The organism is Clostridium algidicarnis DSM 15099, assembly GCF_002934235.1.
GTDB lineage: Bacteria > Bacillota > Clostridia > Clostridiales > Clostridiaceae > Clostridium_L > Clostridium_L algidicarnis.
In genome coordinates this window covers 14,774-39,807 of the sequence record NZ_PTIS01000015.1, presented here as the reverse complement: position 1 = coordinate 39,807, position 25,034 = coordinate 14,774, and the positions used below count along the sequence as shown (strand labels likewise).

Sequence of the window (25,034 nt, the reverse complement as noted above, 5' to 3'; positions counted from 1 at the left end):
TTAGTTTTAGAAAAGTTATTTATGTTATTAATATAATTAGCTATTTTTTAAGAATTTAGAGTATTTATAAGTGAAATAAAAGTTTAATAATATAAATCAATTTGTAAGGGATAAGGTTATCTAGAATGCAGGGATTATAGACCCCTTATATTTATCTTCTATAAATTTTTTTATTTCAGCTGAGGTTAGTGCCTTACTTAGGGCCTTTATAGCATCGGAGTCTTTATTGTCCTCTCTTACTGCTAAAATGTTAGCATAAGGAGATTCTTTAGATTCAATAGCTAAGGCATCTGTTAGTGGATTAAGGTTTGCCTCAAGAGCATAATTTGTGTTTATTACAGCAATAGTAACATCATCAAGCACCCTTGGCAATTGAGGGGCCTCTAGTTCCTGTAATTTTAAATTTTTTGGGTTTTCTATTATATCATTTATAGTTGCGAGTTCTACATCATTTATTTTTATTAATGATTTAGACTCAAGTAACTTTAAAGCTCTTGAACTATTAGTTGGATCATTTGGAATAGCTATTGTATCTCCCTCTTTGATGAGAGATATATCTTTTATCTTTTTAGAGTATATGCCAAGAGGTTCAAGATGGACTTTTGCAGTAAAGGTTAAATAAGTACCTCTTTCTTTATTAAACTTTTCAAGGTATGGAGAGTGTTGAAAGAAATTTGCATCTATTTCTTTTTCTGTAAGGGCTGTATTTGGGGTAACGTAATCTGTAAATTCTACTATCTCTAAATTATAACCTTCTTTTTTAAGTAGTGTTTTAGCTTCTTCTAGTATTTCACTATGAGGCACGGGACTTGCACCAACCTTTATAGTGTTCTTATTACCTTCTTTAGAATTGCTTGAACAACCTATAAGTATTGAAGGTATTAATAATAATGAAGTTAGTAAAATGGTTAGTTTTTTCATTGTATATTCCTCCTATGAAATTAATTTTTTATATAATATATTTCCAAGTGCTTGAATTAACTGAACTAATATTATTAAAATAATTACAGTTATAATCATGACGGAAGCTTTAAATCTGTGGTAGCCATATCGTACGGCTACATCTCCAAGGCCACCAGCACCAATGGAGCCAGCCATAGCTGAGTATCCTATAACATTAATAACCGTAAGTGTTATACCAGATACGATAGAAGGTAAAGCTTCTTTTATCATAACTTTAAATATAATTTGCATATTGCTAGAGCCGAAAGACTTTGCAGCTTCAATTATTCCATAATCTACTTCGTTTAAAGAATATTCAATAACCCTTGCAGCAAAGGGCATTGCACCAATGGTTAGGGGTACTATAGCCGCATTTGTCCCAATACTTTTTCCAACTATAAATTTAGTGAAGGGTGCTATAGATATCATTAATATTAAAAATGGCATAGATCTTAAGATGTTTATAATAAAATCTAAAATGTTATAAAGTAATTTATTTGGGTTTAGCCCTTTAGGTGATGTTACAACCAGTATTATAGCTAGGACAAATCCTAAAATCACAGCAAGGATTGTAGAAGAGACCACCATATATAAGGTGTCTAAAAGCGCAGGTAGTATAATGTTTTGAATCATTAGTCTCTCACCTCCCAGAATATATTATTTTTGTCTAGATATTTTAGTATGATATCTTTATCATCATCTTTTATATTAATAGTAAGAGTGCCAAGAAGTGAGTCTCTAAATCTTTCAACCTTGCCTTCAATTATAGAAAAGTCTTTATCTAAGTCTCTAGCCATAGAAGTTATAATGGACTTGCTACTAGATTCTTTTGGAAAAAACATCTTAATATTTATGCCTTGAAGGTTTATGGGTAAATCATCATTACCAATAAAGGTCTTTAAGCTAATATCAGGTTTTAAAAAGAGATCCTCTACACTTCCGTTATATAAAAGCTTTCCGCTATCAATAAGCGCAACACTATTGCAAATTTCTTTTATAACCTCCATTTGGTGAGTCACTATAGCTATGGTTATACCAAGATCTTTATTTAATTTGTTTAATAGGGATAAGATATCTTTTGTAGTTTTAGGGTCTAAAGCTGAAGTAGCCTCATCACAAAGAAGTATTTTAGGCTCTAACGCAAGGGCTCTTGCTATAGCTATTCTTTGTTTTTGACCACCACTTAACTTAGAGGGTTTAACGTGGGCCTTATCAGTTAGTGAAACTAGATCTAATAATTCATAGACCCTTTTATTTATTGACTCTTTGCTATAGCCCCAAGTTTCTAAGGGAAGTGCTATATTTTCATAAACTGTTTTTCTATTTAATAGATTAAAGTTTTGAAATATCATACCTAAGTCTTTTCTAGCAATTCTAAGATCTTTATAATTTAGGGCTTCTATATATTTATCATCCACCTTAATACTTCCAGATTCATAGCTTTCAAGTCCATTTATACATCTTAATAGTGTTGACTTCCCAGCACCGCTATAACCTATTATTCCAAACATATCACCTTTTTTTATGTATAAGTTTATGTCTTCTAGTACAACTAATCCTTCATATGACTTTTTCAAGTTCGTTATTTCAATCAAAATTACCACCCCATCTATATTTATATATAAAAAAACACCAGAGAATAAACTCTGGTATCTGAAACCACGCTCATTCTCTTATCTCTCAGTAATTAAACTGCAGGATTTAGCACCTTGTATTCATAACTTACATTATGAATACTGGTTGCTGGGCATCAAAGGGCCAGTCCCTCCGCCACTCGCGATAAGATATTAAAATCTATTAAATTTTAAAATTAATTATATATGCTATGAGTTATATAGTCAAGGAAATTTATAAAATAGTTTCTATAAGAAAGAAGATTAGATATTTAAAAATATATGTTAATATAAACAATATATAGTACAAAATAAGGGGATATTTTAATATGAAAATGAATAAGCGTAATAGAATTAACTATGGAATTTTAATTATAACAGTGGTTTTACTTGGAATAGGTTCAAGAAAATTTGGATATATACTTCCAAGATTTGTTGCCAGTTATGTAGGGGATACTCTTTGGGGGTTGATGATATTTTTAATAATTGGTTTTTTATTTAATTATTTGGATACTAATATGGTGGCTATAAGCTCCTTAATATTTTGCTTTTTTATAGAATTTACTCAGTTATATCACTCACATTTTATAGATAGCATAAGATCAACTGTAATAGGGGGATTAATTTTAGGTTTTGGATTTTTGTGGAGTGATTTAATTTGTTATAGCCTTGGAATTATAATAGGGGTTTTAATTGAAAAAGGTATTGTTTTGAGTAAATAAGATAAATATATATTATGGGTTATTTAGATGGTTATCTTACTTTATATAAGATAAATAAGATAATATATTTAGCATATATAAAGGAAAATTACTTTGACTAATCCCGACCAAAGTAGTATGATATAAATATATAATATCATGGTGGTTTGCTAGGATATTATATGTTTATATAATGTTAATAAGGAGATGAAAATAGTGACAGAAAGACTTTTAGATATAAAAGACCTTCACGCTTCAGTGGATGATAAAGAGATATTAAAGGGTGTTAACCTTACTGTAAATAAAGGAGAAGTTCACGTTATTATGGGACCAAATGGTGCAGGAAAATCTACTCTTGCATATACTTTGATGAACCATCCTAAATATACTGTGACAAAGGGAGATATAATATTAGACGGGGAAAATATAAATGGTCTAAAGACAAATGAAAGAGCTAAAAAGGGATTATTTTTATCATTCCAACATCCAGAAGAGATACCTGGAGTTACTGTACAAAACTTTCTAAGAACATCTAAAGCTGCGGTAACTGGAGCACCATTAAAGATGATGAGCTTTAGAAAAGCACTTAAAGAAAAGATGGAACTTTTAGAAATTGGAGAAGATTATGCTAGCAGATACTTAAATGTAGGATTCTCTGGTGGTGAAAAGAAGAAAAATGAGATACTTCAAATGTCAATTTTAGAGCCTAAACTTGCAATTCTAGATGAAACAGATTCTGGTCTTGATGTTGATGCTATAAAGGTAGTAGCAGAGGGAGTAAATAATCTTAAGAGCGAGGATAGATCAATAATAGTTATAACTCATCATAATAAGATACTTGATTATTTAAACCCAGATTTTGTTCATATTTTAGTTAATGGGAAGATAGTAAAAACTGGAGATATGAGTTTAGCTAGAGATATAGAAACTAATGGTTATGAGTCTTATAAAGACCATGTAGTTGTGTAGGGTGGTGAGATAATAGATGGATAGAAAAAAGACTTATGTAGAAGATGTAGATAGAGGTATATATGATGTTAAAAATGAAGTTAGATATACCTATAAATCTAAAAGTGGTTTAACACCAGATATTATAAAAGATATGTCAAAAGAAAAAAATGAACCACAGTGGATGACTGAATTTAGACTAAGATCTTTAGAAATTTATAATGAATTAAAGGTTCCTACCTGGGGTCCAGATTTAAGTGACTTAGATATAGATAATATTATTACCTATATAAAGCCAGATACAGATATGAAATCAGATTGGAATGAGATTCCAGATGATATAAAAAAGACCTTCGATTTATTAGGAATACCAGAGGCTGAAAAGGAATCTTTAGCTGGTGTAGGAGCACAATATGACTCAGAGGTGGTATATCACAGCATAAAAGAGGATCTTGTAAAACAAGGCGTAGTATATACAGATATGGAAAGTGCAGTTAAGGACTACGAAGATATAGTTAAAGAGTATTTTATGAAATGTGTACCTCCAAATGATCATAAATTTGCAGCACTTCATGGAGCTGTCTGGTCTGGCGGATCCTTTGTATATGTCCCAGAAGGCGTTGAAGTAGATATACCACTTCAATCTTACTTTAGACTTAATGCTCCTGGAGCAGGACAATTTGAACATACATTAATAATAGTTGAAAAGGGAGCCAAACTTCACTTTATAGAAGGCTGTTCTGCTCCGAAGTATTCTGTTAATAATCTTCATGCAGGATGTGTAGAGCTTTTTGTAAAAGAAGGGGCTACACTTAGATATAGCACTATTGAAAATTGGTCAAGGAATATGTATAACTTAAATACTAAAAGAGCCATAGTAGAAAAAGATGGTACTATAGAATGGATATCTGGATCCTTTGGATCAAAAGTATCTATGCTATACCCTATGAGTATTCTAAAAGGCGAGAGGGCTAGATGTGAATTTACAGGCATAACCTTTGCAGGAAAGGATCAACATTTAGATACTGGATGTAAGGTAGTGCATGCAGCCCCTTATACTTTATCTAATATAAATTCTAAGTCTATATCAAAGGATGGCGGAATCGCTATATATAGAGGAGCAGTTAGGGTAACAAAAAATGCTCATCACTCTAAGTCTACAGTATCCTGTGAGTCCTTGATGTTAGACAATATATCAAAATCGGATACTATACCTGTAATAGATATAATGAATGATGAAGTAGATCTAGGACATGAGGCTAAAATTGGTAGGATAAGTGATGAGGCTATATTCTATCTAATGAGCAGAGGTCTTAGTGAAGAAGAAGCAAAGGCTATGATAGTTAGAGGGTTTGTTGAACCTATAGCAAAAGAATTGCCATTAGAGTACGCAGTAGAAATGAATAACCTTATAAAATTAGAATTAGAAGGGGTTATTGGATAGGGGATGAGAAGATGTTAATGAAAATTAATGAAATGAATAGATTACCAGTTATAACTTGGAGATGGCTTAAAGTTAATGAATTAAATCTTAGTGAACTTAATATACCAGAGATAAAAAAGTATGACAAAAGAATTTTGAAAACTTCTTCTCATGGGAACATTGTAATAAAACATGAAGTTGAAGTATCAGACTTTGACCAAAGTGAGGAAAAGGTTACAGAATATGGGGTATCAGAAGAAGTATTGAAGATAGCTAAGGAGTATTCGAACACAGGAATTTCTATTTATGCACCTAAAGATGAAGTTTATAAAGAGCCAATTAGAATAGAATATATAATGGATGAAGATAACTTTGCAGTATTAGATAATAATATTATAGTGGCACAAGAAAATAGCGATATAACTGTTGTAATAGAGTACAAAACTGAAGGAGAAGTTCAGGCATTTCATAATGGTATAACTAAGATATATGCAAAAAAAGGATCAAAGGTAAATCTTATAAAGGTTCAATCAATGAATGACAAGTCACACCATTTTGATTCTAATGTTGGATTTATAAGTTATGGAGCTGAAATAAATTATATATCTGTAGAACTTGGTGGTAAGGTTAGTGTAACAAACTATGTTAATGATCTTCAGGAAGACACAAGTAAATCAGATTTAAAGTCTATATATTTAGTAGATAAAGATAGGATAGTAGATCTTAGCTATAAGATGAATCATATTGGTAGATGGACAAATAGCAACATAGAAACAAGAGGGGTTTTAAAAGATAATGGTAAGAAGACATTTAGAGGAACTTTAGATTTTAAAAAGGGATCATCTAGTTCAAAAGGTTCTGAAGAGGATATTTCATTACTTTTAGATCCTACAGTAAAATCTTATGCAATACCTTTGCTTTTATGTGATGAAGATGATGTTCAAGGTGCTCATGCAGCTAGTGCAGGTAAGGTTGATTCAGATAAACTGTTTTATCTTATGAGTAGAGGTTTTTCTGAAAAGGAAGCAAAGCTTTTAATAGTTCAAGGTTCTTTTAAACATATAATAGATGAGGTTCCAGTTGAAGATATAAGAAAACAAATTGAAGAAAAAATTCAAGGAAGGTTAATTAATGAATAATATTGATTTTTTAAAGATTAATAAGATAAGAGAAGATTTCCCTATTTTATCAGAAGAGATAAATGGACATCAACTTGTATATTTAGATAATGGAGCAACAACTCAAAGACCAAGTGTGGTAATTAATGCAGTAAAGAATTATTATGAAAATTCAAATGCAAACCCTCATAGGGGGGCTCATACACTTAGTATAAAGGCTACCGACATATATGAAGGTACAAGAGAAAAGGTAAGAAAATTCATTAATGCTAAAAGCACATCAGAGATTATATTTACTAAAAATAGTACTGAAGCTTTAAATTTATTGGCTAATTCTTATGGTTTGAACTTTTTAGAAAAGGGAGATGAAATCCTTATATCTATTGCTGAGCATCATAGTAATTTAATACCCTGGCAACAGATAGCAAAGAGGAAGTCATTAAAACTTAAATATGTTTATGTGAATGATGAGGGAAGAATTGAAAAAGAAAAGTTAGAAGAAGCATTAAATGAGAATACAAAAATAGTGTCCATAGCACATATGAATAATAGCTTAGGTGTAATAAATGATATAGAATATATAATAGAAAAGGCTCACGAAGTAGGAGCTATAGCTATAGTGGATGGAGCCCAAAGTGTGCCCCATATGGGAGTAGATGTTCAAAGAATTAATGCTGACTTTTTAGTGTTCTCAGGTCATAAGATGCTAGGACCTATGGGTATAGGCGTTTTATATGGTAAAGAAGAAATTTTAGAAAAGATGCCTCCCTTCTTATTTGGAGGAGATATGATAGAATATGTATCTGAAGAAGAAACTAGTTTTGCTGAGCTTCCTTATAAATTTGAAGCAGGAACTCAAAATGTAGAAGGAGCAGCAGGGCTTAGTGCAGCTATAGATTACATAGAAGACCTTGGATTTGATTTTATTAAATCAGTGGAAGAGGATCTAACAATGTATGCTCTACAGGAGTTGAAAAAGATACCTTATATAGATATATATGGTCCACTAGATACTACTAATAGGGGTGGAATAATATCTTTTAATGTTAAAGATGTGCATCCACATGATGTGGCTACAATACTTGATAGTTATGGAGTTGCTATAAGAGCAGGACATCATTGTGCTCAGCCTTTTATGAAATATATGAATTTAAATTCTACTTGTAGGATTAGTTTTTATTTTTATAATACAAGAGAAGAGGTTGATATATTTATAGAAGCTATTAAAAGTGTAAGGAAGTGGTTAGGATATGGATCTTAATGAATTATATACAGAACTTATATCAGAACATAATCAAAACAAAGAAAACAAAAGACATATAGAAAATCCAGACCACATAGAACTTGGGCATAATCCAAGTTGTGGTGATGAAATATCTTTAGAGTTAAAATTTGATGGAGATATAATAAAGGATGCTGCATTTACAGGCCATGGTTGTGCTATATCCCAGGCGTCTACATCTATAATGATAGATTTAATTAAGGGTAAGAAAAAGGAAGAAGCCTTAAAGCTAGTGGATATGTTCTTAGCTATGATAAAAAAGGATATAAAAGATGATAATGAACTTGAAGAATTAGAAGATGCCATAGCTTTTAAAAATATTTCTAATATGCCAGCAAGGGTTAAGTGTGCAGTTCTTTCTTGGCATACACTGAAAGAATCTATAAATGAATAATAAAGATAAAGTAATAAATCACCCTTTAGTAAAATATAATAGACTAAAGGGTGATTTATTAATTCAAAGTACAATTTATCTAAATATATCAAAAGTTGAATAGAAAACTATTGAAATTTGCAAAGGTTTACAGTAGAATATAAAGAAGAATATAATATTCATGGCAGAGAATATGAGCCGTTTAAAATGAAGATAACCTTTGTTTTATTAGGCTTTTTATTTTTTACATTATTTACAAAATGGAAGGGTGGATGTAACATGGGCAAATATGTAATGGCGCTAGATCAAGGAACAACCAGCTCAAGATGTATACTTTTTAATGAAAAGGGGCTTATAGTGGGTTCTGCTCAAAAAGAATTCAAACAAATTTATCCTAAAGGTGGATGGGTAGAACATGATCCAATGGAAATTTGGTCTTCACAATTTTCAGTGGCTATAGAGGCCATAGCTAAGATAGGTGCAGATTCAACAGACATAGCATCTATAGGGATTACAAATCAAAGAGAAACAACTGTTGTATGGGACAAAAGAACAGGAATACCTGTTTATAACGCTATAGTGTGGCAATGCAGAAGAACAGCAGAGTATTGTGATGAACTGAAGGCTCAAGGTTATGACAAAATGATTAAAGAGAAGACAGGCTTATTATTGGATGCATACTTCTCTGGAACAAAGGTAAAGTGGATATTAGATAATGTGGAAGGTGCTAGAGAGAAAGCAGAAAATGGTCATTTATTATTTGGTACTATAGATTCTTGGCTTATATGGAATTTAACTAAAGGCAAGGTACATGTTACTGATTATTCAAATGCTTCCAGAACATTATTATTTAACATACATGAATTAAAATGGGATGAGGAATTATTAGAATTATTTAATATACCAAAGCAAATGCTTCCAGAAGTAAAACCATCGAGCTTTGTTTATGGAAAGACAGATAAGGTTTTATTTGGTCATGAAATACCAATCGGAGGGGTAGCTGGGGACCAACAAGCAGCATTGTTTGGACAAATGTGTCATGAAGCAGGAACTGCTAAAAATACTTATGGAACAGGATGTTTCTTACTTATGAATACAGGGGACAAGGCTGTTGAGTCTAAGAATGGTCTATTAACAACTATTGCCTGGGGAGTAGATGATAAGGTTGAATATGCATTAGAAGGAAGTATATTTGTTGCTGGTGCAGCGATACAGTGGTTAAGAGACGAGATGAGAATGTTAAAGACTTCAGCAGATTCAGAGGAATATGCAAATGAGGTAGAAGATACTGATGGTGTATATTTAGTACCTGCTTTTGTTGGACTTGGAGCTCCTTACTGGGATCCTTATGCAAGAGGAACTGTTGTTGGACTTACAAGAGCTACTAAAAAGGAGCATTTTGTAAGAGCTACATTAGAATCTTTAGCATATCAAACTCATGATGTATTAAAAGCAATGCAAGAAGATTCAGGAATAGAACTTAAAGCTTTAAAGGTAGATGGAGGAGCATGTGCAAATGATTTCTTAATGCAATTCCAATCAGATATTTTAAATGTACAAGTAGATAGACCAGAAGTAATAGAAACTACAGCTCTTGGAGCAGCTTATTTAGCAGGACTTGCTGTTAGTTACTGGAAGGATAAAGAAGAAATAGCTAGAAACTGGGCTATATCAAAGTCGTTTACTCCTTGTATGGAAGAAGAGAAAAGAGTGGGCTTACTAGATGGATGGCATGAAGCTGTTAAAAGATCAATGAATTGGGTTAAATAACAAAGTTTAATTGAAATTACCTAATTAAAAATATTTAATTAAAGATGACTTTTCCATAAGACAAAATAAATAATCTTAAAGGGGGATATTTAAATGTCAACATTTATGGCAGAATTATTGGGAACTATGATTTTGATTTTACTAGGTGATGGAGTTGTTGCGAATACTGTACTTAAAAAATCAAAGGGTGAAAATTCAGGATGGATTGTAATTGCAACGGGTTGGGCAATAGCGGTTGCAATTCCGGTATATATATTTGGACCTATAAGCGGGGCACACTTTAACCCTGCAGTAACCATTGCATTTGCGTCTATAGGGAAATTTGCTTGGTCAGAGGTTCCTATGTATATAATAGCTCAATTAATTGGAGCATTCCTTGGAGCAGTTTTAGTATGGCTTGCTTATCTTCCACATTGGGAAATTACTGATGATAAGGCTGGAAAGCTTGCAGTATTTTCTACAGGCCCAGCTGTTCGTAACACTAAAGGTAATTTAATAACTGAAATTATAGGAACATTCTTTTTAGTATTTGCTTTGCTTGGAATGGCAAATACTAAAATGGTAGATGGTTTAGCTCCTATGGTTGTTGGGCTTATAATTCTTGCTGCAGGATTATCATTAGGAGGACCAACAGGTTATGCTATTAATCCAGCAAGAGACCTTGGACCACGTATAGCGCATGCTGTATTGCCTATAAAAGGTAAAGGCGATTCAGACTGGGGTTATGCTTGGATACCAATTGTAGGACCTATAATTGGAGGACTTATTGCAGCAGTTCTTTTCAATGTAATGTTTTAATATTATTACTGTTTAAAAAATAGGCTATTTCTAAAAGAAATAGCCTATTTTTTAGCATAAATTTAATTTCCACTTAAAGGTCTTAGTAATAACTTTAATTAGTGGATTTTTTGTTAAAGAGTTGGATAAGATAATTTTATATAGATTAACTTCATGAAAGGAGAAAACTATGAATAAAGATTTTCAAAATAAAAATATAAATCAGAGCATGGAACAAAAGAGCAAAGAAAGTAGGGAGTCTAAGACGGGCTATAAAAACAGAGGGAATTGTGCATTAGAAGCAGGTATAAGAAATACTAAAGGGAAAAGATAAAAGTTAATTTCAACTTTTTATAGAGGTAATTTAAAAATAAATAGGCATATTTATTTTTAATATAAATATGCCTATTTATTAATTATATAAGATCTCTTTTAACCATTTCTGTTACTGAAAATGTTGCTACATCATCAGCATACTTACCAGGTCCAAAGCCAGCATCATAGCCTAATTCTTTAGCTAATTCATGGCTTATCCTAGGTCCACCACATATAAGTAGGACCTTGTCTCTTAATCCTTCAGCTTCTAGAAGTTCTACAAGTTCTGTAAGGTTTTGAATATGAACATTTTTTTGTGTTACTGTTTGTGACACTAAAAGAATGTCGGCTTTAAGCTCAATAGCCTTTTTTACAAATTCCTCATTAGGAACTTGGCTACCTAAATTATAAGCTTCTATCATCTCATATCTTTCTAAACCGTAATGGCCAGCATAGCCTTTCATATTCATTATGGCATCTATTCCAACGGTATGAGCATCTGTACCAGTGCTAGCACCTATTATAACTATTTTTCTTTGAATATTTTCTTTTATATAATCATTAACTTCTTCCATGGATAAGGTATCAACTTCTACAGTTTGTACATGGATAGATTCATAATCTACAGTATGAGTTAGGGTTCCATATACAACGTAAAATGTAAAGTTCTTATCTAAGGCAGCATGATGCGCAACGTTAGGCTCTTCAAGGCCCATCTTTTTTGCAAGTATTTTAGCGGCCTCAGCACTTTTATCATTATCAGGTAAAGGTAAGGTAAAGCTTAGTTGAACCTTACCATCATTCATAGTATCTCCATAGGGTTTTACTTTATTTAAATCTAAAACTGTATCTGTACTTCTTTTTTCGGTAGAGTATAATCCACTGCTCATTATCTATCCCCCCCTAACATTAAATCTATGAATGGGTTAAAGTATTCCTTTGATTTTTCTGATACACCAGCAAGACCTTTTCCACCATTTATTGGCCTTTTTATCCCTGCAAACATACCTTTTTCTAGAGTTTTGAATAGACCTTCACCTTCAATTTCAGATAGTAGCTCAGAAGACTTGCTTAATACTTCATTAGCTCTTTCTTCCATCTTACCGCCATTTTTAAATTCAAGTTCGTCACCTAGGTCTTCCATACTATTAAAGATATAGCGAGCATTGTCTATGGAAAGTGCTCTATCGGACATAAGTGGTGTATGTATGGCCTCAGTAAGCATTCCTAAAAGATGGATCTTTTGATTAGTTAATACGCTTACCATATTAAAAAGTGCGTTTTGAACAGTACCTTTAAATATATCTCCTGTCATAAACTTTGTAGGAGGCATATATTTAAGAGGTGCTCTTGGAAATATTTCTCTAGCCATTTGAGCTTGAGCTAATTCGTATAAAAAGGCATTTTTAAGATCCGGATTCATTTCGAAAGCATGACCTAAGCCCATCTGTTCTTCAGGAAGTCCAGCAACTAATGCAAACTGCTCGTTAATAAATTGAGAAGCAAGTACAGTATGGGCCTCTTCAAAGGCATCTGAAGTAGTAAGATAATTGTCCTCACCTGTATTTATTATTACACCTGCAAAGCCATTTATAACACGTGAAAAGTATTGGTCTACAAGAGTTCTTTTCATATTTATGTCTCTAAATAATATTCCATAAAGAGCATCATTTAACATTACGTCTAGTCTCTCTAAGGCGCCCATAGCAGCAATTTCAGGCATACATAATCCAGAACAATAATTACAAAGTCTTATGTATCTACCAACTTCATCTCCAATTATATCAAGGGCTTCTCTCATTTGTCTAAAGTTTTCTTGTGTTGCAAAGGTACCCCCGAATCCTTCAGTAGTTTCTCCGTAAGGCACATAATCTAAAAGGCTTTGGCCAGTAGTTCTTATTACAGCTATTATATCAGCACCTTGCTTTACAGCTGCAACTGCTTGAGTTATATCTTCTTTAATATTTCCAGTAGCAACTATTACATATAAATAAGGACCTTTTTTATCTCCAAGCCTTGAAAGAACTTCTTCTCTTTTATTTCTATTTGCCTTGATTTTTTCCACATATATTTTTGCTATAGGCATTATAGTAGCTTTTATTTCAAATAAGTCTTTAGACTCTAAGGTAGTTAAATCTAGCTGACCTTTAGCGACTTTTTCAGCTATTTCTTGAGGTGAAAGACCTGTATTTAACATAGCATTACCGATAAAATAAGCAGCACCTAAAGAAAGAGCATCGTTTTTTACTATGTTATCTACAACTACATTTGGTAAAGGAACACCAACGCTATCGATGCCATCTATACCAAGAAGTCTACAGACTGTTCTTTCTACAGCTACAGTTGTATGTAAGTCTATAAATTCTTGTGTATCTAAAGCTATGTTTTTAGCGTGTGATCTAGCCTTAGCTACTGTTTCAAAGTTTAAGTTTAATTTACTATTCATAATCTTCCTCCTCATTATTTAAATTTTTATAATAATATTTTTGAGCTATTTCTACGATTTCTGGTTGAAGGCCTAAAAGTATAGATATATTTAATGCATCTTTAGGTACCTTATTAGTGTTAGATACCTTTTCTAGGCTATAATCCATATGTTCTTGAATTATATCAATAGAATTAGTTTTATTAAGAACAATTTTTCTTTTTAAATCCTCAAAACATACATTTTTAAGACCCATCACTTGGTAGTGAATCATGTCATCAGTAACTATATTATCATAGTGGGTAGAGACTACGCTAATAGAGGTTGTTGTATTTAAATATTGGCATAATGATCTAACTAAAAATGATCCTTCTTTAGGATTAGTGCCTCTTGCAAATTCATCTAAAGCTATAAATCCTTTTTTAACTTTAGTATGTTCTATTACATTTTTAAGCTCTATTATTTCAGCACCAAAGGTACTTAGCCCCTGTGATACTGATTGAAGATCATCAGATATAAAATATATAAAGTCTAGTATAGGGAATTTTGCATAATCCGCAAAAACAAAGAAACCTAGTTGTCCTAAAAGTAAATTAAGGACTATAGTTTTAAGTGTCACACTTTTCCCGCCCATATTAGCACCTGTAATTACAGCAACTCCAGAATTAAGTGATATGTTTATTGGTGTAAAAGGAGTATTTTTAGATTCTAATATATGTTTAACTTCTGGGTTAAAGGAATTAGTGAAGGTAACTTCCATATTATCTGATATCTCAGGTTTTGTAGCATTATAATTTAAAGCTAATTTCCCTTTTGCAATTAAGAAATCTAACTTACCCATAGAATAAATGTTATTTTTTATAGTATCAACGTATGAGTTTATTTTTTTTGTTAAACTCATTCTTATGATTAGTTCTTCAGCATCCTCTTCAATAACATATTTTAGTCTTTTTTCTTTAAGTATAATAATCTTTTCTTCATCATCAGAGTATAATATTTCATCTTCTAATTTTCTTTTATTGAGTCGGATATCTTTTAACTTTTTAGAATAACTATCATATATTTGAAATGTGGGTAACCTTTTATTGTCAGGGTCTAATAAATTTAAAACAGGGCTTAAATCAAAAAAGTTTATTCCAGTTATATTAATTGAATGATTAAAATCATTATAAATGCTATACAATTCTTCAGATATCATACAAAAACTTTTAATTTCAAAAAGCTCTACATCATCTAAGGTATTAAGATTTGAACATCTTACAACTGAGTTTCTGATATCTTTTACCTTTGATAAGAGTCTTTCTATGGATCTATAAGTATTTCTTTTTTCCATATAGCTAGTAGTTATTTTTTCTATATTGTTTAGTTCTGTTACTAGTAATTCTTTATCTTGTTGTTTAAAAGGAGCTATATTCTTTTTGAGATCCTCACCAAAGGGTGTAATAGCATCAAGTTTATCAATTACGAAGGTGTACCCTACCTGTTCTCGTTGTTTCTTATCTAAAAAAATCATTACATTCACCTTCTTTAAGTTTATTTATGCATTATATTCTACATCAAATACTGGTAAATCTACAGATTCTCTTAGCTTATTTAAAAAGATGTCCTTGTTAAATTCATAGCCATAAGGAGATTTAGGGTTACAGGTTACAAATAAAACATTTATTGGAGATAGGCATCTTATTTGACCACCAGTAACTATAAACTTTTTATAAATTTCTTCTGATAAAAATAGCTTTGTACCATCTTCAACTAAAAAGATTACTCTTTTATAAAGATCTGTAGATCTAATTATATCAAGTAAAAGTTTATCCGATAATATGCCTTTAATAAAAACATAGGATACATTTTCAGTAAGATTATAAACTATATCTTTACCGGAATCTAAAGAAGTTAAAGCATTGAGATTTTTTATGCTTTTATTCTTATAAATTATGCTTATTCTCTGTGATTCTAATGTGTTATTACATAAGGCTACTATGTATGAATCCTCTTCTTCTGGTATAGACAATAGTCTTATTGTATGTGCTGTTTTTTCTATAACACTATACATGTTTTTTGATAAAGAGGCACCTGTAGATAAGATGGTAGCTTCTGTTATGCTTGGGGATGCAAAGGTTCGTCTACCTAGTGCACCATCAACTAATACTTTTTCACAACCTAGGTTTAAAAGATCATTAGAAATCATGGACATCTGTGAATTTACAGATGGTCCTCCAAGATCTACATATCCATCGCTTAACGATTTAACTATTATTACCTCACCCATAGGAGTTTGAATTCCTGTGGTATTTATTATTTCTTTAGTAATATCACTATTATCTAGACATTGTCTTACAGTGGCTATGTAACTTCCTCTTCTTACATATATCTTAGGTTTTTTTGTAAGTGTTACAACATCTGTACCTTCTCCATCACGGCCTATAGAAGTAATTCCAAGGGGCATTATAAGTTCCATGGAATTTTGAATAATATAGTTAAGTACTGTAGTTTTACCTACATTTTTATCCATTCCTATTATAGATATGGTTTTAAAGTCTTCTATAAGGCTCATTATAGTATTGCGGTTATTATCCATTTAAACACTTCCTAAACTCATGATAAAGGGTGCTCTTTGCCTTAGTTTAAAACTAAAGCAAAGAGCATTATTTATTATACAGTTTATCTATGATTTCTTTTCTTTCGTTGAAGTCCTTCAGGTTCTAAGGATATACCATTTCCTTGAACTAGACCTGCTATTCCTATTAGCTTTTCATTAGACTTTTCATTTTTACATACATCACAGTTACAGGTATCAACATAACTTTCAGGTTCAGTATAAGTAGTTATAACACCTTCAAAGTTTCTTAATATAACCTTGTTTGGAGATTGAGATATTACGTAATTAGGCATTACAGGTGTCTTTCCACCACCTCCTGGTGCATCTACAACGAAGGTTGGTACGCAATAGCCTGAGGTATGACCTCTTAAGCCTTCTATAATTTCAATTCCTTTTGATACAGGTGTTCTAAAATGCTCAAGTCCCATAGATAAATCACATTGATATATATAATATGGTCTAACTCTTATTTTAACTAGGTCTTGAACTAATTGTTTCATAACATGTACACAGTCATTTACACCTCTAAGTAGAACAGATTGATTACCTAAAGGTATTCCGGCATTTGCCATTTTAGCGCAAGCAGCTGTAGACTCCTCTGTAATTTCATTTGAATGATTAAAGTGAGTATTTAACCAAATAGGATGATATTTTTTTAGCATATTAACAAGGTCATCTGTAATCCTTTGAGGTAGAACTACAGGGATTCTTGATCCTATTCTTATAATTTCTACATGAGGAATTTCTCTTAATCTTTTTATTATATATTCAAGTTTTTCATCTGATATTAAAAGTGCATCTCCACCAGATAATAGAACATCACGTACCTTTGGGGTGTCTCTAATATAGTCTATAGCCTTGTCTATTTGATCCATTGGTAATGACTTATCATTTTGTCCTGCAAATCTTCGTCTAGTACAGTGTCTACAATACATAGAACATTGGTCAGTAATAAGAAGAAGTACACGATCAGGATATCTATGAGTAAGCCCAGGTACTGGAGAGTCTTCATCCTCGCTTAGTGGATCTAATAAATCTGCATCAGATCTATGAACTTCAGCGCCAGTTGGTATAGCTTGTTTTCTTATTGGATCATTAGGATCATTAGGATCTATAAGGCTTAGGTAATAAGGGGTTATAGCCATTCTTAATGAGCCTAGGCATTTTTTAACTCCTTCTTCTTCTTCAGATGTAAGCGGTATGTATTTCTTTAGTTCTTCTAGGGTCTCTATTCTGTTTTTAAGTTGCCACTTCCAGTCATTCCATAATTCATCAGGGATATCCTTAAATAATTCAAAGCGTCTATTTACCTTCACTTTTAAAACCCTCCTAGTGTTATTTTAAGATTTTTATTAAAAATTTTATTTAATACAAATAATGTTTTATGCTCAACCGTTACCCTTTAGAGGTGGCAACATACTGTCCGATTTTAAATATACAACTTAGTGAATATTTCCCTTAAGATTTTACTTTCTCTAAGTTCAGATAAAGTTATTTCAGCATGACCTTTTGTATAACCATTTCCAACTATCATAGTAATATCTTTACCTGCACCTTCAGCTCCTAATGCTGCTTTTGTAAAGCTTGTAGCCATGGAGAAGAAATAAACAATACCCTCATCTTTAACAGGTAATATACAGGACATTTCAGTGTTTGCAACGTTTACGCAATTAACAGAAACATCTACTTCTTTACCATTATTAGCTTCTAAGGTTTTATTTAAAACTTCTATAGGTTTTGTTGCATCCGTAGCAATTACGTTATGACAAAGTCCCCATTTTAATAAATTTTCAACATCTGAACCTTCTCTATCCATAGCTATTACCCTACCTGTTGGTCCAACTCTTTTCATTGCTTCGTAGCAACAAAGCATACCTGATTTACCAGCAGCTCCAACTATTAAAATGCTTTGACCTGGTTTTACAAGTTTTGCAATTTGTGCTGGTGCTCCTGCAACATCTAAAGCTGCTAATGCTAAGTTTTCAGGTAAGTCTTCAGGAAGTTTAGCATAAAGACCACTTTCAAAAAGTATAGCTTGACCTTTTATGTCTATTCTATCTATGTCTTTATGAACTGCTATTATTTCTTCAATTTTTAAAGGTGTCAAAGATAAAGATACAAGGGAAGCAATTTTATCTCCAACTTTTATATCGATGTCTTTTAAGTCTTCTCCAACTTCAGATACAGTACCAATAAACATTCCACCAGAACCTGTAACGGGATTTTGCATTTTGCCTCTTTGCTGAACAATTTCTATTATTTTAGCCTTTATCTTCTCTATGTCATGATTAGCTTCTTTCTCGATTTGAGTGAAGCTTGCAGAATCTATATTTAAAGACTGAACATCTACTAGAATTTCGTTTGAGTATATTTCCATATCATTGTTAATCTTTTGTGCAGCTTGAGTTAAAACCCCTTTAGGCTCTATAACCCTATGTGTTCCATATTTGCAACCCTTATTCATTACGTGATACCTCCAAAATAATATATTTAATTTTCATCCATTATCTTTAAGTCTTTAGCCACAGTAAAATCAGCCTCTGTGAAAGATCTTATTTCTTCTAAGTTTGTATCCTTTTGTATTTCCGTAAGTATTAATCCATCTTTCGTTACTTCTAGAACACAAAGTTCTGTAACTATCATAGTAACTACAGATTTTGCAGTTAGAGGCAACCTGCATTCCTTAAGTATCTTAGGATTGCCTTTTCCCATGTGTTGCATAGCTACTATAACCTTTTTAGCACCAGTAACAAGGTCCATAGCACCGCCCATTCCAGGAACCTTTTTACCTGGTATTATCCAGTTAGCTAGATTCCCTTTTTCATCTACCTCTAATGCTCCAAGAACTGTAACATCAACATGTCCACCTCTTATTAGTGCAAATGAAAACGAACTATCGAAAAAACAACCCTTTGGAAGAATAGTTACACATTGACCTCCAGCGTTTACGATATCCTTATCTTCCAGCCCACTTTCAGGGGATTCACCCATTCCAATCATTCCATTTTCTGATTGTAATAAAACATGAACATCTTCTGGTATATAATTAGCTACCATAGTAGGTAGTCCTACACCAAGATTTACAAGTTGACCATCTTTCATTTCTTTGGCTACTCTTTTTGCAATAATTTGTTTAGCTATTAAGGTATCTTGGATCATTTTATGCCAACTCCTTTATAACATAGTCTACAAGTACACTAGGGGTATGAACGTTTTCTGCATCTAAGTTGCCTAGTTTAACTACCTTTTCTGCTTCTACAATAACAATATCTGAAGCCATTGCCATAACGGGATTAAAGTTTTTTGTGGTACCTCTATAAAATATGTTTCCAGATTCATCTACTATTGTCCCTCTTAATATTGACATATCAGCCCTTAAAGGAAGTTCTATTAGATATTCTTTACCATCTATAGTTAGTTTGTCCTTCCCGTCTTCTACAATTGTTCCAACACCTGTTGCAGTTATTACAGCACCAAGTCCTGACCCGCCAGCTCTTATCTTTTCAGCTAGAGTACCTTGAGGAATAAGTTCTGCTTCAAGTTTACCTTCATTCATAAGTCTTCCTGTATCATTATTTCCACCTATATAAGAAGCAATTAACTTTTTAATTTGCCCATTTAAAAGTAACTTACCAACGCCAGTTCCTGGGTAACAAGTATCGTTAGTTATAACAGTTAAATCTTTTATATTTAAATCTACAATATAGTCTATAATGTCATGAGCAGATCCGCAGCCTAGGAATCCACCTATCATTATTGTCATACCATCTTTAAATAAATGTTTTACATCTTTCAGTTCAACTATTTTATTCATAATATTAACAACGCTCCTTAAGACCTAATATTTTTCTAGTTTCACTCGGATTTGCAATTTCTCTTCCAAGCTCATTTGCAAGTCTTACAACTTTTGAAACTAATTCTCCATTAGATTTTGCAAGTACACCCTTTGATAAGTAAACGTTGTCCTCATAGCCAACTCTTACATGACCACCCATTATAATAGCCATTGCAGCCATGGGAAATTCATTTCTACCTATGCCAGACACTGTAAATGTGCTTTCAGAAGGAATACTACCAGCCATAAATACTAAGTCTCTAGGTGAAGCTGATATACCTCCATTTACGCCTAAAACAAAGTTAAAGTGCATAGGAGACTTTATAAATCCTTTTTTTTGAAGTCTTATAGCCATATCTATCATACCTTTATCAAAAACTTCAACTTCCGGTTTAACTCCAAGCTTTATCATTTTTTCACCAAACTCTTTGATTGTATTTTCAGTATTAACAAATACCTCATCACCGCCAAAGTTGCAAGTTCCACAATCTAGTGTAGCCATTTCAGGACTAAGATCTACAGGTTGTAATCTCTCTTTATTACTCATTCCAACAGCTCCACCAGTGGAAGGCTGAATTATAACGTCAGGACATCTTTTTTGAATCTCTTTAATACAGGCTCTGAATCTTTCTTTATCTTGAGTAGGAGTTCCATCATCTTCTCTTACGTGAAGGTGAATTATACTAGCCCCAGCTTTATATGCCTTTTCAGCCTCTATCCCTATTTCTTCCACTGTATAAGGTAAGCTAGGATTATGCTCTTTTGTAACCTCAGCTCCACATATAGCAGCGGTAATTATAAGTTTATCCAATTGTATATGCCACCTTTCCTTTATTATTTTCTTTGGTTTTTCTTTGGAACAATGCAGGTTCCAGTGGCCTTACATACAATTATTGGTTCTTCTAATATATCAGCAGCAGAAGCGCTTATGTCAGGTCTTGGTACTATAACCTTTCTTGCTTCAAATGTCATTTTCCTTGAAGAATTTCCACAGTTAATTATTTCACCAGTAGCCTCAATATAATCTCCAGAATAAACTGGTGCTAAAAAGTCTACAGAATCGTAAGATCTAAAAAGACCTTCATCCCCATCGTTAGCTATAAGAAGCTCCGTTGCAACGTCCCCAAATAATTGTAACATCTTAGCTCCATCAACTAAATTACCGCCGTAGTGAGCATCGGCTTGACTCATTCTTATTCTAATTGTTGATTTCAAAATAGTCCCTCCTTATTAATTTTCATTAAATATATTTTAAATTATAGCAATAACTATTAAGAATTATTGTATAAATTTTAACAATAACAACAAGTCAAAGAAAATAAATTGTCATTATTTAAAGGGTTTTATATTTATAGGATATAAAAAAGCTATCTATGCAATGAAAATTTAGGTTTTCATCGCATAAATAGCTCTCCATGTCTTTAATCATGGCAAGGATAAAGCTTTCTGAACTTAATCCCCAAGATATTAAGTAAGAACAAATAATATCTTTCGGCAAATAAACCCTTCATTTTTAACGTTGGAGGTTCTTCTCCTTAATATTTAAAAACTACCCACTTATTTGCGCCTCTATTTATGAATTTAATTAATTTAATGGTAATATATTAATTCTAATTGGTAATGAAAAGGTTGTCAACATATTTTTAAAAAGTTTATGTTTTATTACAGTAGATAATATTTTAATAAAAAATATTATCATGTAAACTTACTTAGTATATATAGTAATATAATAATAACAGTACTTATATATATACAAGTATTACTATAAATGTTACACAAATTCAATATTTATTTTTAAATAAAGGCAAGACCTATAAAATATAGATCTTGCCTTTATGAACAATTATTGAAGTAAAGATAGTTTATTAATTATATTAATAAAGAGTGTTATAAATATTTAAATTCTAGCCACCCCAGTTTTTATAGCAGCAGCTTTAACAGCCTCAGCTACTTTAACTTGAACATCTTTATCAAAGGACTTAGGCATTACATTATCTTCATTTAATTCATTTTCAGGAACAGAACTTGAAATAGCGTAAGCTGCTGCAAGCTTCATTTCTTCATTTATACTTGAAGCTCTTACATCTAAAGCACCTCTAAATATTCCAGGGAAGGCTAATATATTATTTATTTGATTTGGAAAATCAGATCTTCCTGTTCCAACAATTCTTGCCCCTGCCTTTTTAGCATCATCCGGGAATATTTCAGGAATAGGATTTGCCATAGCAAATATTATAGCATCTTTATTCATAGATTTTACAAGCTCTTCATTTAAGGTATCAGGAGCAGAAACACCTACGAATACATCTGAATCTTTCAAAACATCTTTTAGGGAACCTTGTTCTTTATTTGGATTAGTAATAAGGGACATTTCAGATTTTGAAGAGTTAAGATTTTGTCTTCCATCAAAAATGGCACCTGTTCTATCGCAAAGTATGACATTTTTAACACCAGATGATAGTAAAAGCTTAGTAATAGCAACGCCAGCAGAACCAGCACCATTTACAATAACTTTTAAGTCTTCTAATCTTTTATTCACTACTTTTAATGAATTTAAAAGTGCAGCTAGAGTAACTATAGCAGTTCCATGTTGATCATCATGAAAAACTGGAATATCTAATCTTTTTTTAAGCCTTTCTTCAATTTCGAAACATCTTGGAGCAGATATATCTTCAAGGTTTATTCCCCCAAAAGTAGGAGCAATCCTAACTATGGTTTCTACTATTTCATCTGCATCTTTAGTATCTAGTACTATTGGTATAGCATCTACATCACCAAAGGTTTTGAAAAGAACTGACTTACCTTCCATTACAGGTAATGATGCCATGGGACCTATATCTCCAAGGCCTAAAACTGCAGTACCATCAGAAATTACAGCTACAGTATTCCACTTTCTAGTGTATATGTAAGCTTTGTCAGGATCCTTTTGTATCTCTAGGCAAGGCTGAGCAACTCCTGGTGTGTATGCTAAGCTTAAGTCGTTTGCATCTTTTACTTCAACTCTAGATAAGATCTCTAACTTACCTTTTTTTTCTTCATGAAATTTTAAAGCGTCATCATAAATAGTCATTTATTATTACCCCTTCCTTAAAAACAATTTAATATAACATTTATTACACTTACAATTTTAATAGTAAATGAAAGTATAGTTTACACATGATATTATATCACTAATTGCATTGACATTTAAGGCTATATTGCCAATAAGTTTACTAAATATTAAGATAAGTACAAATAGGTAGAAGATTTCACTAGAGGCTTGCATGAAACACTTAAAATATAAAAAAATTTAAAATACGATAAATCATTAAAGCCTCAAATTAAACCGAACTATATGATAAAATAAATAATTAATATTCGCATTTGTTATTGACTTGAATTATTCACTTTGATAATATATTATATGAGGAATTAAAAGGAAAATTATTATAACATTATTGCTTGAAAAATAAATTTAAAAGTAATTTTTATAGTGTTTTTATAAAGATGACGATTTTTAAATATTATTCAAAAATAAGGTAATAATTAATAATATAATATAATTTGAAAAGGAGTGATATTAATGTCAGCTTTTGTAGTGCTAGGCGCTCAATGGGGAGATGAAGGAAAAGGTAAGATGACAGACTACTTGGCAAAGTCAGCAGATGTAGTTGTAAGATACCAAGGGGGAAATAATGCAGGGCATACTGTAGTAGTGGGTGAAAAAGAGTATAAGCTACATTTAATACCTTCAGGAATACTATATGAAAACACTTTAAATGTAATAGGAAATGGTGTAGTAGTTGATCCTAAGGCTTTATTTGATGAAATAGAATACTTAGAATCTTTAGGTGAGACTATAAATGGAGAAAAATTAATAGTTAGTGATAGGGCTCATGTAATATTGCCTTACCATAAGGTACTAGATAGTTTAAATGAAAAGGCAAGAGGCAAGGATGATATAGGTACTACAGGAAAAGGAATAGGACCATGCTACACAGACAAGTTTGAAAGGTCTGGTATTAGGGTATGCGACCTTATAAAACCTGAGGTATTTAAAGAAAAACTAAGAGCTAATATAGAAATTAAAAATAAATATATAGTTAAGGTTTTAGGTGGGAAAAAATTAAGTTTTGAAGATATATATGAAGAATATAGTGCCTATGCAAAGAGGCTGAAACCTTTTGTACAAGATACATCTGTAAGAGTATATAATGAAATAAAGAAAGATAAAAGAGTATTATTTGAAGGTGCTCAAGGTATGCTTTTAGATATAGATTATGGAACATATCCTTATGTTACCTCCTCTAACACTACCGCAGGGGGAGTATCTAATGGTGTAGGTATAGGGCCAACCATGATAACTAATGCTATAGGCATAGCTAAAGCTTATACAACTAGGGTTGGTAAAGGTCCTTTTCCAACAGAACTTATAAATGAAACAGGGGACTGGATAAGAAAAAATGGACATGAATATGGAGTAACTACAGGAAGAGCTAGAAGATGTGGATGGCTTGATACTGTAATATTAAAAACTACAGCTAGAGTATCTGGACTTACAAGCTTTGCTGTGACTAAGATAGATACCTTAGCAGGACTTGAAAAGATAAAGATTTGTACTGGATATAAATTTGAAAATGAGGTAATAGATTACTTCCCAGCAAGTCTTGAAGATCTTGCTAAATGTGAACCAGTTTATGAAGAGTTTGAAGGATGGAATAATTCGGTAGCAGAGGCTAGGAGCTACAATGATCTTCCAAGTAATGCTAAAGTGTATTTAAATAGGATAGAAGAATTAACAGGAATAAGAGTATCTATAGTATCTGTAGGTCCCAAAAGAGATCAAACAATAATGGTAGGTGAAATTTAAAATATATTATTGTTAATTTAACAATATCTTTATTGTATATAAGATTTCTCTAGGGTATAATAAA

At 32.0% G+C, this 25,034-nt stretch carries 24 protein-coding genes and 2 riboswitches; of the genes, 10 read left to right on the top strand and 14 right to left on the bottom strand.

The window, feature by feature from the left end:
* Positions 1-120: 120 nt before the first annotated feature.
* The 3 genes from BD821_RS10250 to BD821_RS10240 are packed head-to-tail and all read right to left on the bottom strand — an operon-like array spanning position 121 to position 2,537.
* Positions 121-921: a MetQ/NlpA family ABC transporter substrate-binding protein gene (locus BD821_RS10250; protein ID WP_104410404.1), complete on the bottom strand. Its 801-nt coding sequence runs from the start codon at positions 919-921 to the stop codon at positions 121-123.
* 12 nt (positions 922-933) lie between these two features.
* Positions 934-1,575, bottom strand: a complete 642-nt coding sequence (locus BD821_RS10245; RefSeq protein ID WP_104410403.1) for a methionine ABC transporter permease — start codon at positions 1,573-1,575, stop codon at positions 934-936.
* The gene (locus tag BD821_RS10240) at positions 1,575-2,537 is read right to left on the bottom strand and encodes a methionine ABC transporter ATP-binding protein (RefSeq protein ID WP_104410402.1); all 963 of its coding nucleotides are present in this window, start codon (positions 2,535-2,537) and stop codon (positions 1,575-1,577) included. The genes BD821_RS10245 and BD821_RS10240 overlap by 1 nt, the downstream gene beginning before the upstream one ends.
* A gap of 75 nt (positions 2,538-2,612) precedes the next feature.
* Positions 2,613-2,728, bottom strand: a riboswitch (SAM riboswitch).
* Between the two features lie 156 nt (positions 2,729-2,884).
* On the opposite strand from BD821_RS10240, the gene BD821_RS10235 reads away from it, so the two are divergent.
* The 9 genes from BD821_RS10235 (at position 2,885) to BD821_RS13480 (ending at position 11,281) form a co-directional block, all read left to right on the top strand.
* Positions 2,885-3,277, top strand: coding sequence for a ribosomal maturation YjgA family protein (locus BD821_RS10235; protein WP_226104734.1), 393 nt, complete (start codon positions 2,885-2,887; stop codon positions 3,275-3,277).
* Positions 3,278-3,472: 195 nt separating this feature from the next.
* Positions 3,473-4,225, top strand: coding sequence for a Fe-S cluster assembly ATPase SufC (gene sufC, locus BD821_RS10230; RefSeq protein WP_207655278.1), 753 nt, complete (start codon positions 3,473-3,475; stop codon positions 4,223-4,225).
* Positions 4,226-4,241: 16 nt separating this feature from the next.
* Entirely contained in the window at positions 4,242-5,648 is a 1,407-nt protein-coding gene (sufB, locus tag BD821_RS10225; protein ID WP_104410400.1) for a Fe-S cluster assembly protein SufB, read from the top strand.
* Positions 5,649-5,659: 11 nt separating this feature from the next.
* The gene (sufD, locus tag BD821_RS10220; protein ID WP_104410399.1) at positions 5,660-6,766 is read left to right on the top strand and encodes a Fe-S cluster assembly protein SufD; all 1,107 of its coding nucleotides are present in this window, start codon (positions 5,660-5,662) and stop codon (positions 6,764-6,766) included.
* Positions 6,759-8,006 carry a cysteine desulfurase gene (locus BD821_RS10215; protein WP_104410398.1) on the top strand — a complete coding sequence of 416 codons (1,248 nt, stop codon included), beginning with the start codon at positions 6,759-6,761 and terminating at the stop codon, positions 8,004-8,006. Before sufD ends, BD821_RS10215 begins: the two co-directional genes overlap by 8 nt.
* Positions 7,996-8,421, top strand: a complete 426-nt coding sequence (gene sufU / locus BD821_RS10210) for a Fe-S cluster assembly sulfur transfer protein SufU (RefSeq protein WP_029451715.1) — start codon at positions 7,996-7,998, stop codon at positions 8,419-8,421. The genes BD821_RS10215 and sufU overlap by 11 nt, the downstream gene beginning before the upstream one ends.
* Positions 8,422-8,679: 258 nt before the next feature.
* Positions 8,680-10,170 (top strand): glycerol kinase GlpK, encoded by a 1,491-nt coding sequence (gene glpK, locus BD821_RS10205; RefSeq protein WP_104410397.1) that lies wholly within the window; start codon positions 8,680-8,682, stop codon positions 10,168-10,170.
* Between the two features lie 93 nt (positions 10,171-10,263).
* Positions 10,264-10,968, top strand: a complete 705-nt coding sequence (locus BD821_RS10200) for an MIP/aquaporin family protein (protein ID WP_104410396.1) — start codon at positions 10,264-10,266, stop codon at positions 10,966-10,968.
* Positions 10,969-11,137: 169 nt separating this feature from the next.
* The gene (locus tag BD821_RS13480) at positions 11,138-11,281 is read left to right on the top strand and encodes a hypothetical protein (protein ID WP_157469603.1); all 144 of its coding nucleotides are present in this window, start codon (positions 11,138-11,140) and stop codon (positions 11,279-11,281) included.
* Between the two features lie 82 nt (positions 11,282-11,363).
* On the opposite strand, the gene kamE is transcribed toward BD821_RS13480, so the two are convergent.
* The 11 genes from kamE to BD821_RS10145 all read right to left on the bottom strand — a co-directional run bounded on the left by kamE (position 11,364) and on the right by BD821_RS10145 (position 23,191).
* Positions 11,364-12,152 carry a lysine 5,6-aminomutase subunit beta gene (kamE, locus tag BD821_RS10195; RefSeq protein WP_029451712.1) on the bottom strand — a complete coding sequence of 263 codons (789 nt, stop codon included), beginning with the start codon at positions 12,150-12,152 and terminating at the stop codon, positions 11,364-11,366.
* A complete protein-coding gene (gene kamD / locus BD821_RS10190) occupies positions 12,152-13,708 on the bottom strand; it encodes a lysine 5,6-aminomutase subunit alpha (RefSeq protein WP_104410395.1) in 1,557 nt (518 codons plus the stop codon). Before kamD ends, kamE begins: the two co-directional genes overlap by 1 nt.
* Positions 13,701-15,200 carry a lysine 5,6-aminomutase reactivase ATPase KamC gene (kamC, locus tag BD821_RS10185; RefSeq protein WP_104410394.1) on the bottom strand — a complete coding sequence of 500 codons (1,500 nt, stop codon included), beginning with the start codon at positions 15,198-15,200 and terminating at the stop codon, positions 13,701-13,703. Before kamC ends, kamD begins: the two co-directional genes overlap by 8 nt.
* A gap of 24 nt (positions 15,201-15,224) precedes the next feature.
* Positions 15,225-16,265 (bottom strand): lysine 5,6-aminomutase reactivase subunit KamB, encoded by a 1,041-nt coding sequence (gene kamB, locus BD821_RS10180; protein ID WP_104410393.1) that lies wholly within the window; start codon positions 16,263-16,265, stop codon positions 15,225-15,227.
* An 83-nt stretch (positions 16,266-16,348) separates the two neighbouring features.
* Positions 16,349-17,602, bottom strand: coding sequence for a lysine 2,3-aminomutase (gene kamA / locus BD821_RS10175; RefSeq protein WP_104410392.1), 1,254 nt, complete (start codon positions 17,600-17,602; stop codon positions 16,349-16,351).
* Positions 17,603-17,715: 113 nt separating this feature from the next.
* Positions 17,716-18,750 carry an L-erythro-3,5-diaminohexanoate dehydrogenase gene (gene kdd / locus BD821_RS10170; protein WP_104410391.1) on the bottom strand — a complete coding sequence of 345 codons (1,035 nt, stop codon included), beginning with the start codon at positions 18,748-18,750 and terminating at the stop codon, positions 17,716-17,718.
* Positions 18,751-18,776: 26 nt separating this feature from the next.
* Positions 18,777-19,445 carry a 3-oxoacid CoA-transferase subunit B gene (locus tag BD821_RS10165; RefSeq protein ID WP_104410390.1) on the bottom strand — a complete coding sequence of 223 codons (669 nt, stop codon included), beginning with the start codon at positions 19,443-19,445 and terminating at the stop codon, positions 18,777-18,779.
* 1 nt (position 19,446) lies between these two features.
* A complete protein-coding gene (locus BD821_RS10160; protein WP_104410389.1) occupies positions 19,447-20,100 on the bottom strand; it encodes a CoA transferase subunit A in 654 nt (217 codons plus the stop codon).
* A 4-nt stretch (positions 20,101-20,104) separates the two neighbouring features.
* The gene (gene kce, locus BD821_RS10155) at positions 20,105-20,932 is read right to left on the bottom strand and encodes a 3-keto-5-aminohexanoate cleavage enzyme (protein WP_104410388.1); all 828 of its coding nucleotides are present in this window, start codon (positions 20,930-20,932) and stop codon (positions 20,105-20,107) included.
* A gap of 23 nt (positions 20,933-20,955) precedes the next feature.
* Positions 20,956-21,336, bottom strand: coding sequence for a 3-aminobutyryl-CoA ammonia lyase (gene kal / locus BD821_RS10150; RefSeq protein ID WP_104410387.1), 381 nt, complete (start codon positions 21,334-21,336; stop codon positions 20,956-20,958).
* A gap of 183 nt (positions 21,337-21,519) precedes the next feature.
* A riboswitch (Lysine riboswitch) is annotated at positions 21,520-21,701 on the bottom strand.
* Positions 21,702-22,018: 317 nt separating this feature from the next.
* Positions 22,019-23,191 (bottom strand): NAD(P)-dependent malic enzyme, encoded by a 1,173-nt coding sequence (locus tag BD821_RS10145; RefSeq protein WP_104410386.1) that lies wholly within the window; start codon positions 23,189-23,191, stop codon positions 22,019-22,021.
* A gap of 492 nt (positions 23,192-23,683) precedes the next feature.
* Between BD821_RS10145 and BD821_RS10140 the strand changes: the two genes are divergently transcribed.
* The gene (locus tag BD821_RS10140) at positions 23,684-24,970 is read left to right on the top strand and encodes an adenylosuccinate synthase (protein ID WP_029451696.1); all 1,287 of its coding nucleotides are present in this window, start codon (positions 23,684-23,686) and stop codon (positions 24,968-24,970) included.
* Positions 24,971-25,034: the final 64 nt, after the last annotated feature.

Bases quoted from the DNA above. Each gene is read 5' to 3' on its own strand.
- BD821_RS10235 (WP_226104734.1), top strand. From the start codon at position 2,885: ATGAAAATGAATAAGCGTAATAGAATTAACTATGGAATTTTAATTATA.
- kamE (WP_029451712.1), bottom strand. From the start codon at position 12,152: ATGAGCAGTGGATTATACTCTACCGAAAAAAGAAGTACAGATACAGTT.
- BD821_RS10145 (WP_104410386.1), bottom strand. From the start codon at position 23,191: ATGACTATTTATGATGACGCTTTAAAATTTCATGAAGAAAAAAAAGGT.
- sufD (WP_104410399.1), top strand. From the start codon at position 5,660: ATGTTAATGAAAATTAATGAAATGAATAGATTACCAGTTATAACTTGG.
- BD821_RS10250 (WP_104410404.1), bottom strand. From the start codon at position 921: ATGAAAAAACTAACCATTTTACTAACTTCATTATTATTAATACCTTCA.
- BD821_RS10165 (WP_104410390.1), bottom strand. From the start codon at position 19,445: ATGATCCAAGATACCTTAATAGCTAAACAAATTATTGCAAAAAGAGTA.
- BD821_RS10140 (WP_029451696.1), top strand. From the start codon at position 23,684: ATGTCAGCTTTTGTAGTGCTAGGCGCTCAATGGGGAGATGAAGGAAAA.
- BD821_RS10160 (WP_104410389.1), bottom strand. From the start codon at position 20,100: ATGAATAAAATAGTTGAACTGAAAGATGTAAAACATTTATTTAAAGAT.
- glpK (WP_104410397.1), top strand. From the start codon at position 8,680: ATGGGCAAATATGTAATGGCGCTAGATCAAGGAACAACCAGCTCAAGA.
- kamD (WP_104410395.1), bottom strand. From the start codon at position 13,708: ATGAATAGTAAATTAAACTTAAACTTTGAAACAGTAGCTAAGGCTAGA.
- sufB (WP_104410400.1), top strand. From the start codon at position 4,242: ATGGATAGAAAAAAGACTTATGTAGAAGATGTAGATAGAGGTATATAT.
- sufU (WP_029451715.1), top strand. From the start codon at position 7,996: ATGGATCTTAATGAATTATATACAGAACTTATATCAGAACATAATCAA.
- BD821_RS13480 (WP_157469603.1), top strand. From the start codon at position 11,138: ATGAATAAAGATTTTCAAAATAAAAATATAAATCAGAGCATGGAACAA.
- BD821_RS10215 (WP_104410398.1), top strand. From the start codon at position 6,759: ATGAATAATATTGATTTTTTAAAGATTAATAAGATAAGAGAAGATTTC.
- kamC (WP_104410394.1), bottom strand. From the start codon at position 15,200: ATGATTTTTTTAGATAAGAAACAACGAGAACAGGTAGGGTACACCTTC.
- BD821_RS10200 (WP_104410396.1), top strand. From the start codon at position 10,264: ATGTCAACATTTATGGCAGAATTATTGGGAACTATGATTTTGATTTTA.
- BD821_RS10245 (WP_104410403.1), bottom strand. From the start codon at position 1,575: ATGATTCAAAACATTATACTACCTGCGCTTTTAGACACCTTATATATG.
- kdd (WP_104410391.1), bottom strand. From the start codon at position 18,750: ATGAATAAGGGTTGCAAATATGGAACACATAGGGTTATAGAGCCTAAA.
- kamB (WP_104410393.1), bottom strand. From the start codon at position 16,265: ATGGATAATAACCGCAATACTATAATGAGCCTTATAGAAGACTTTAAA.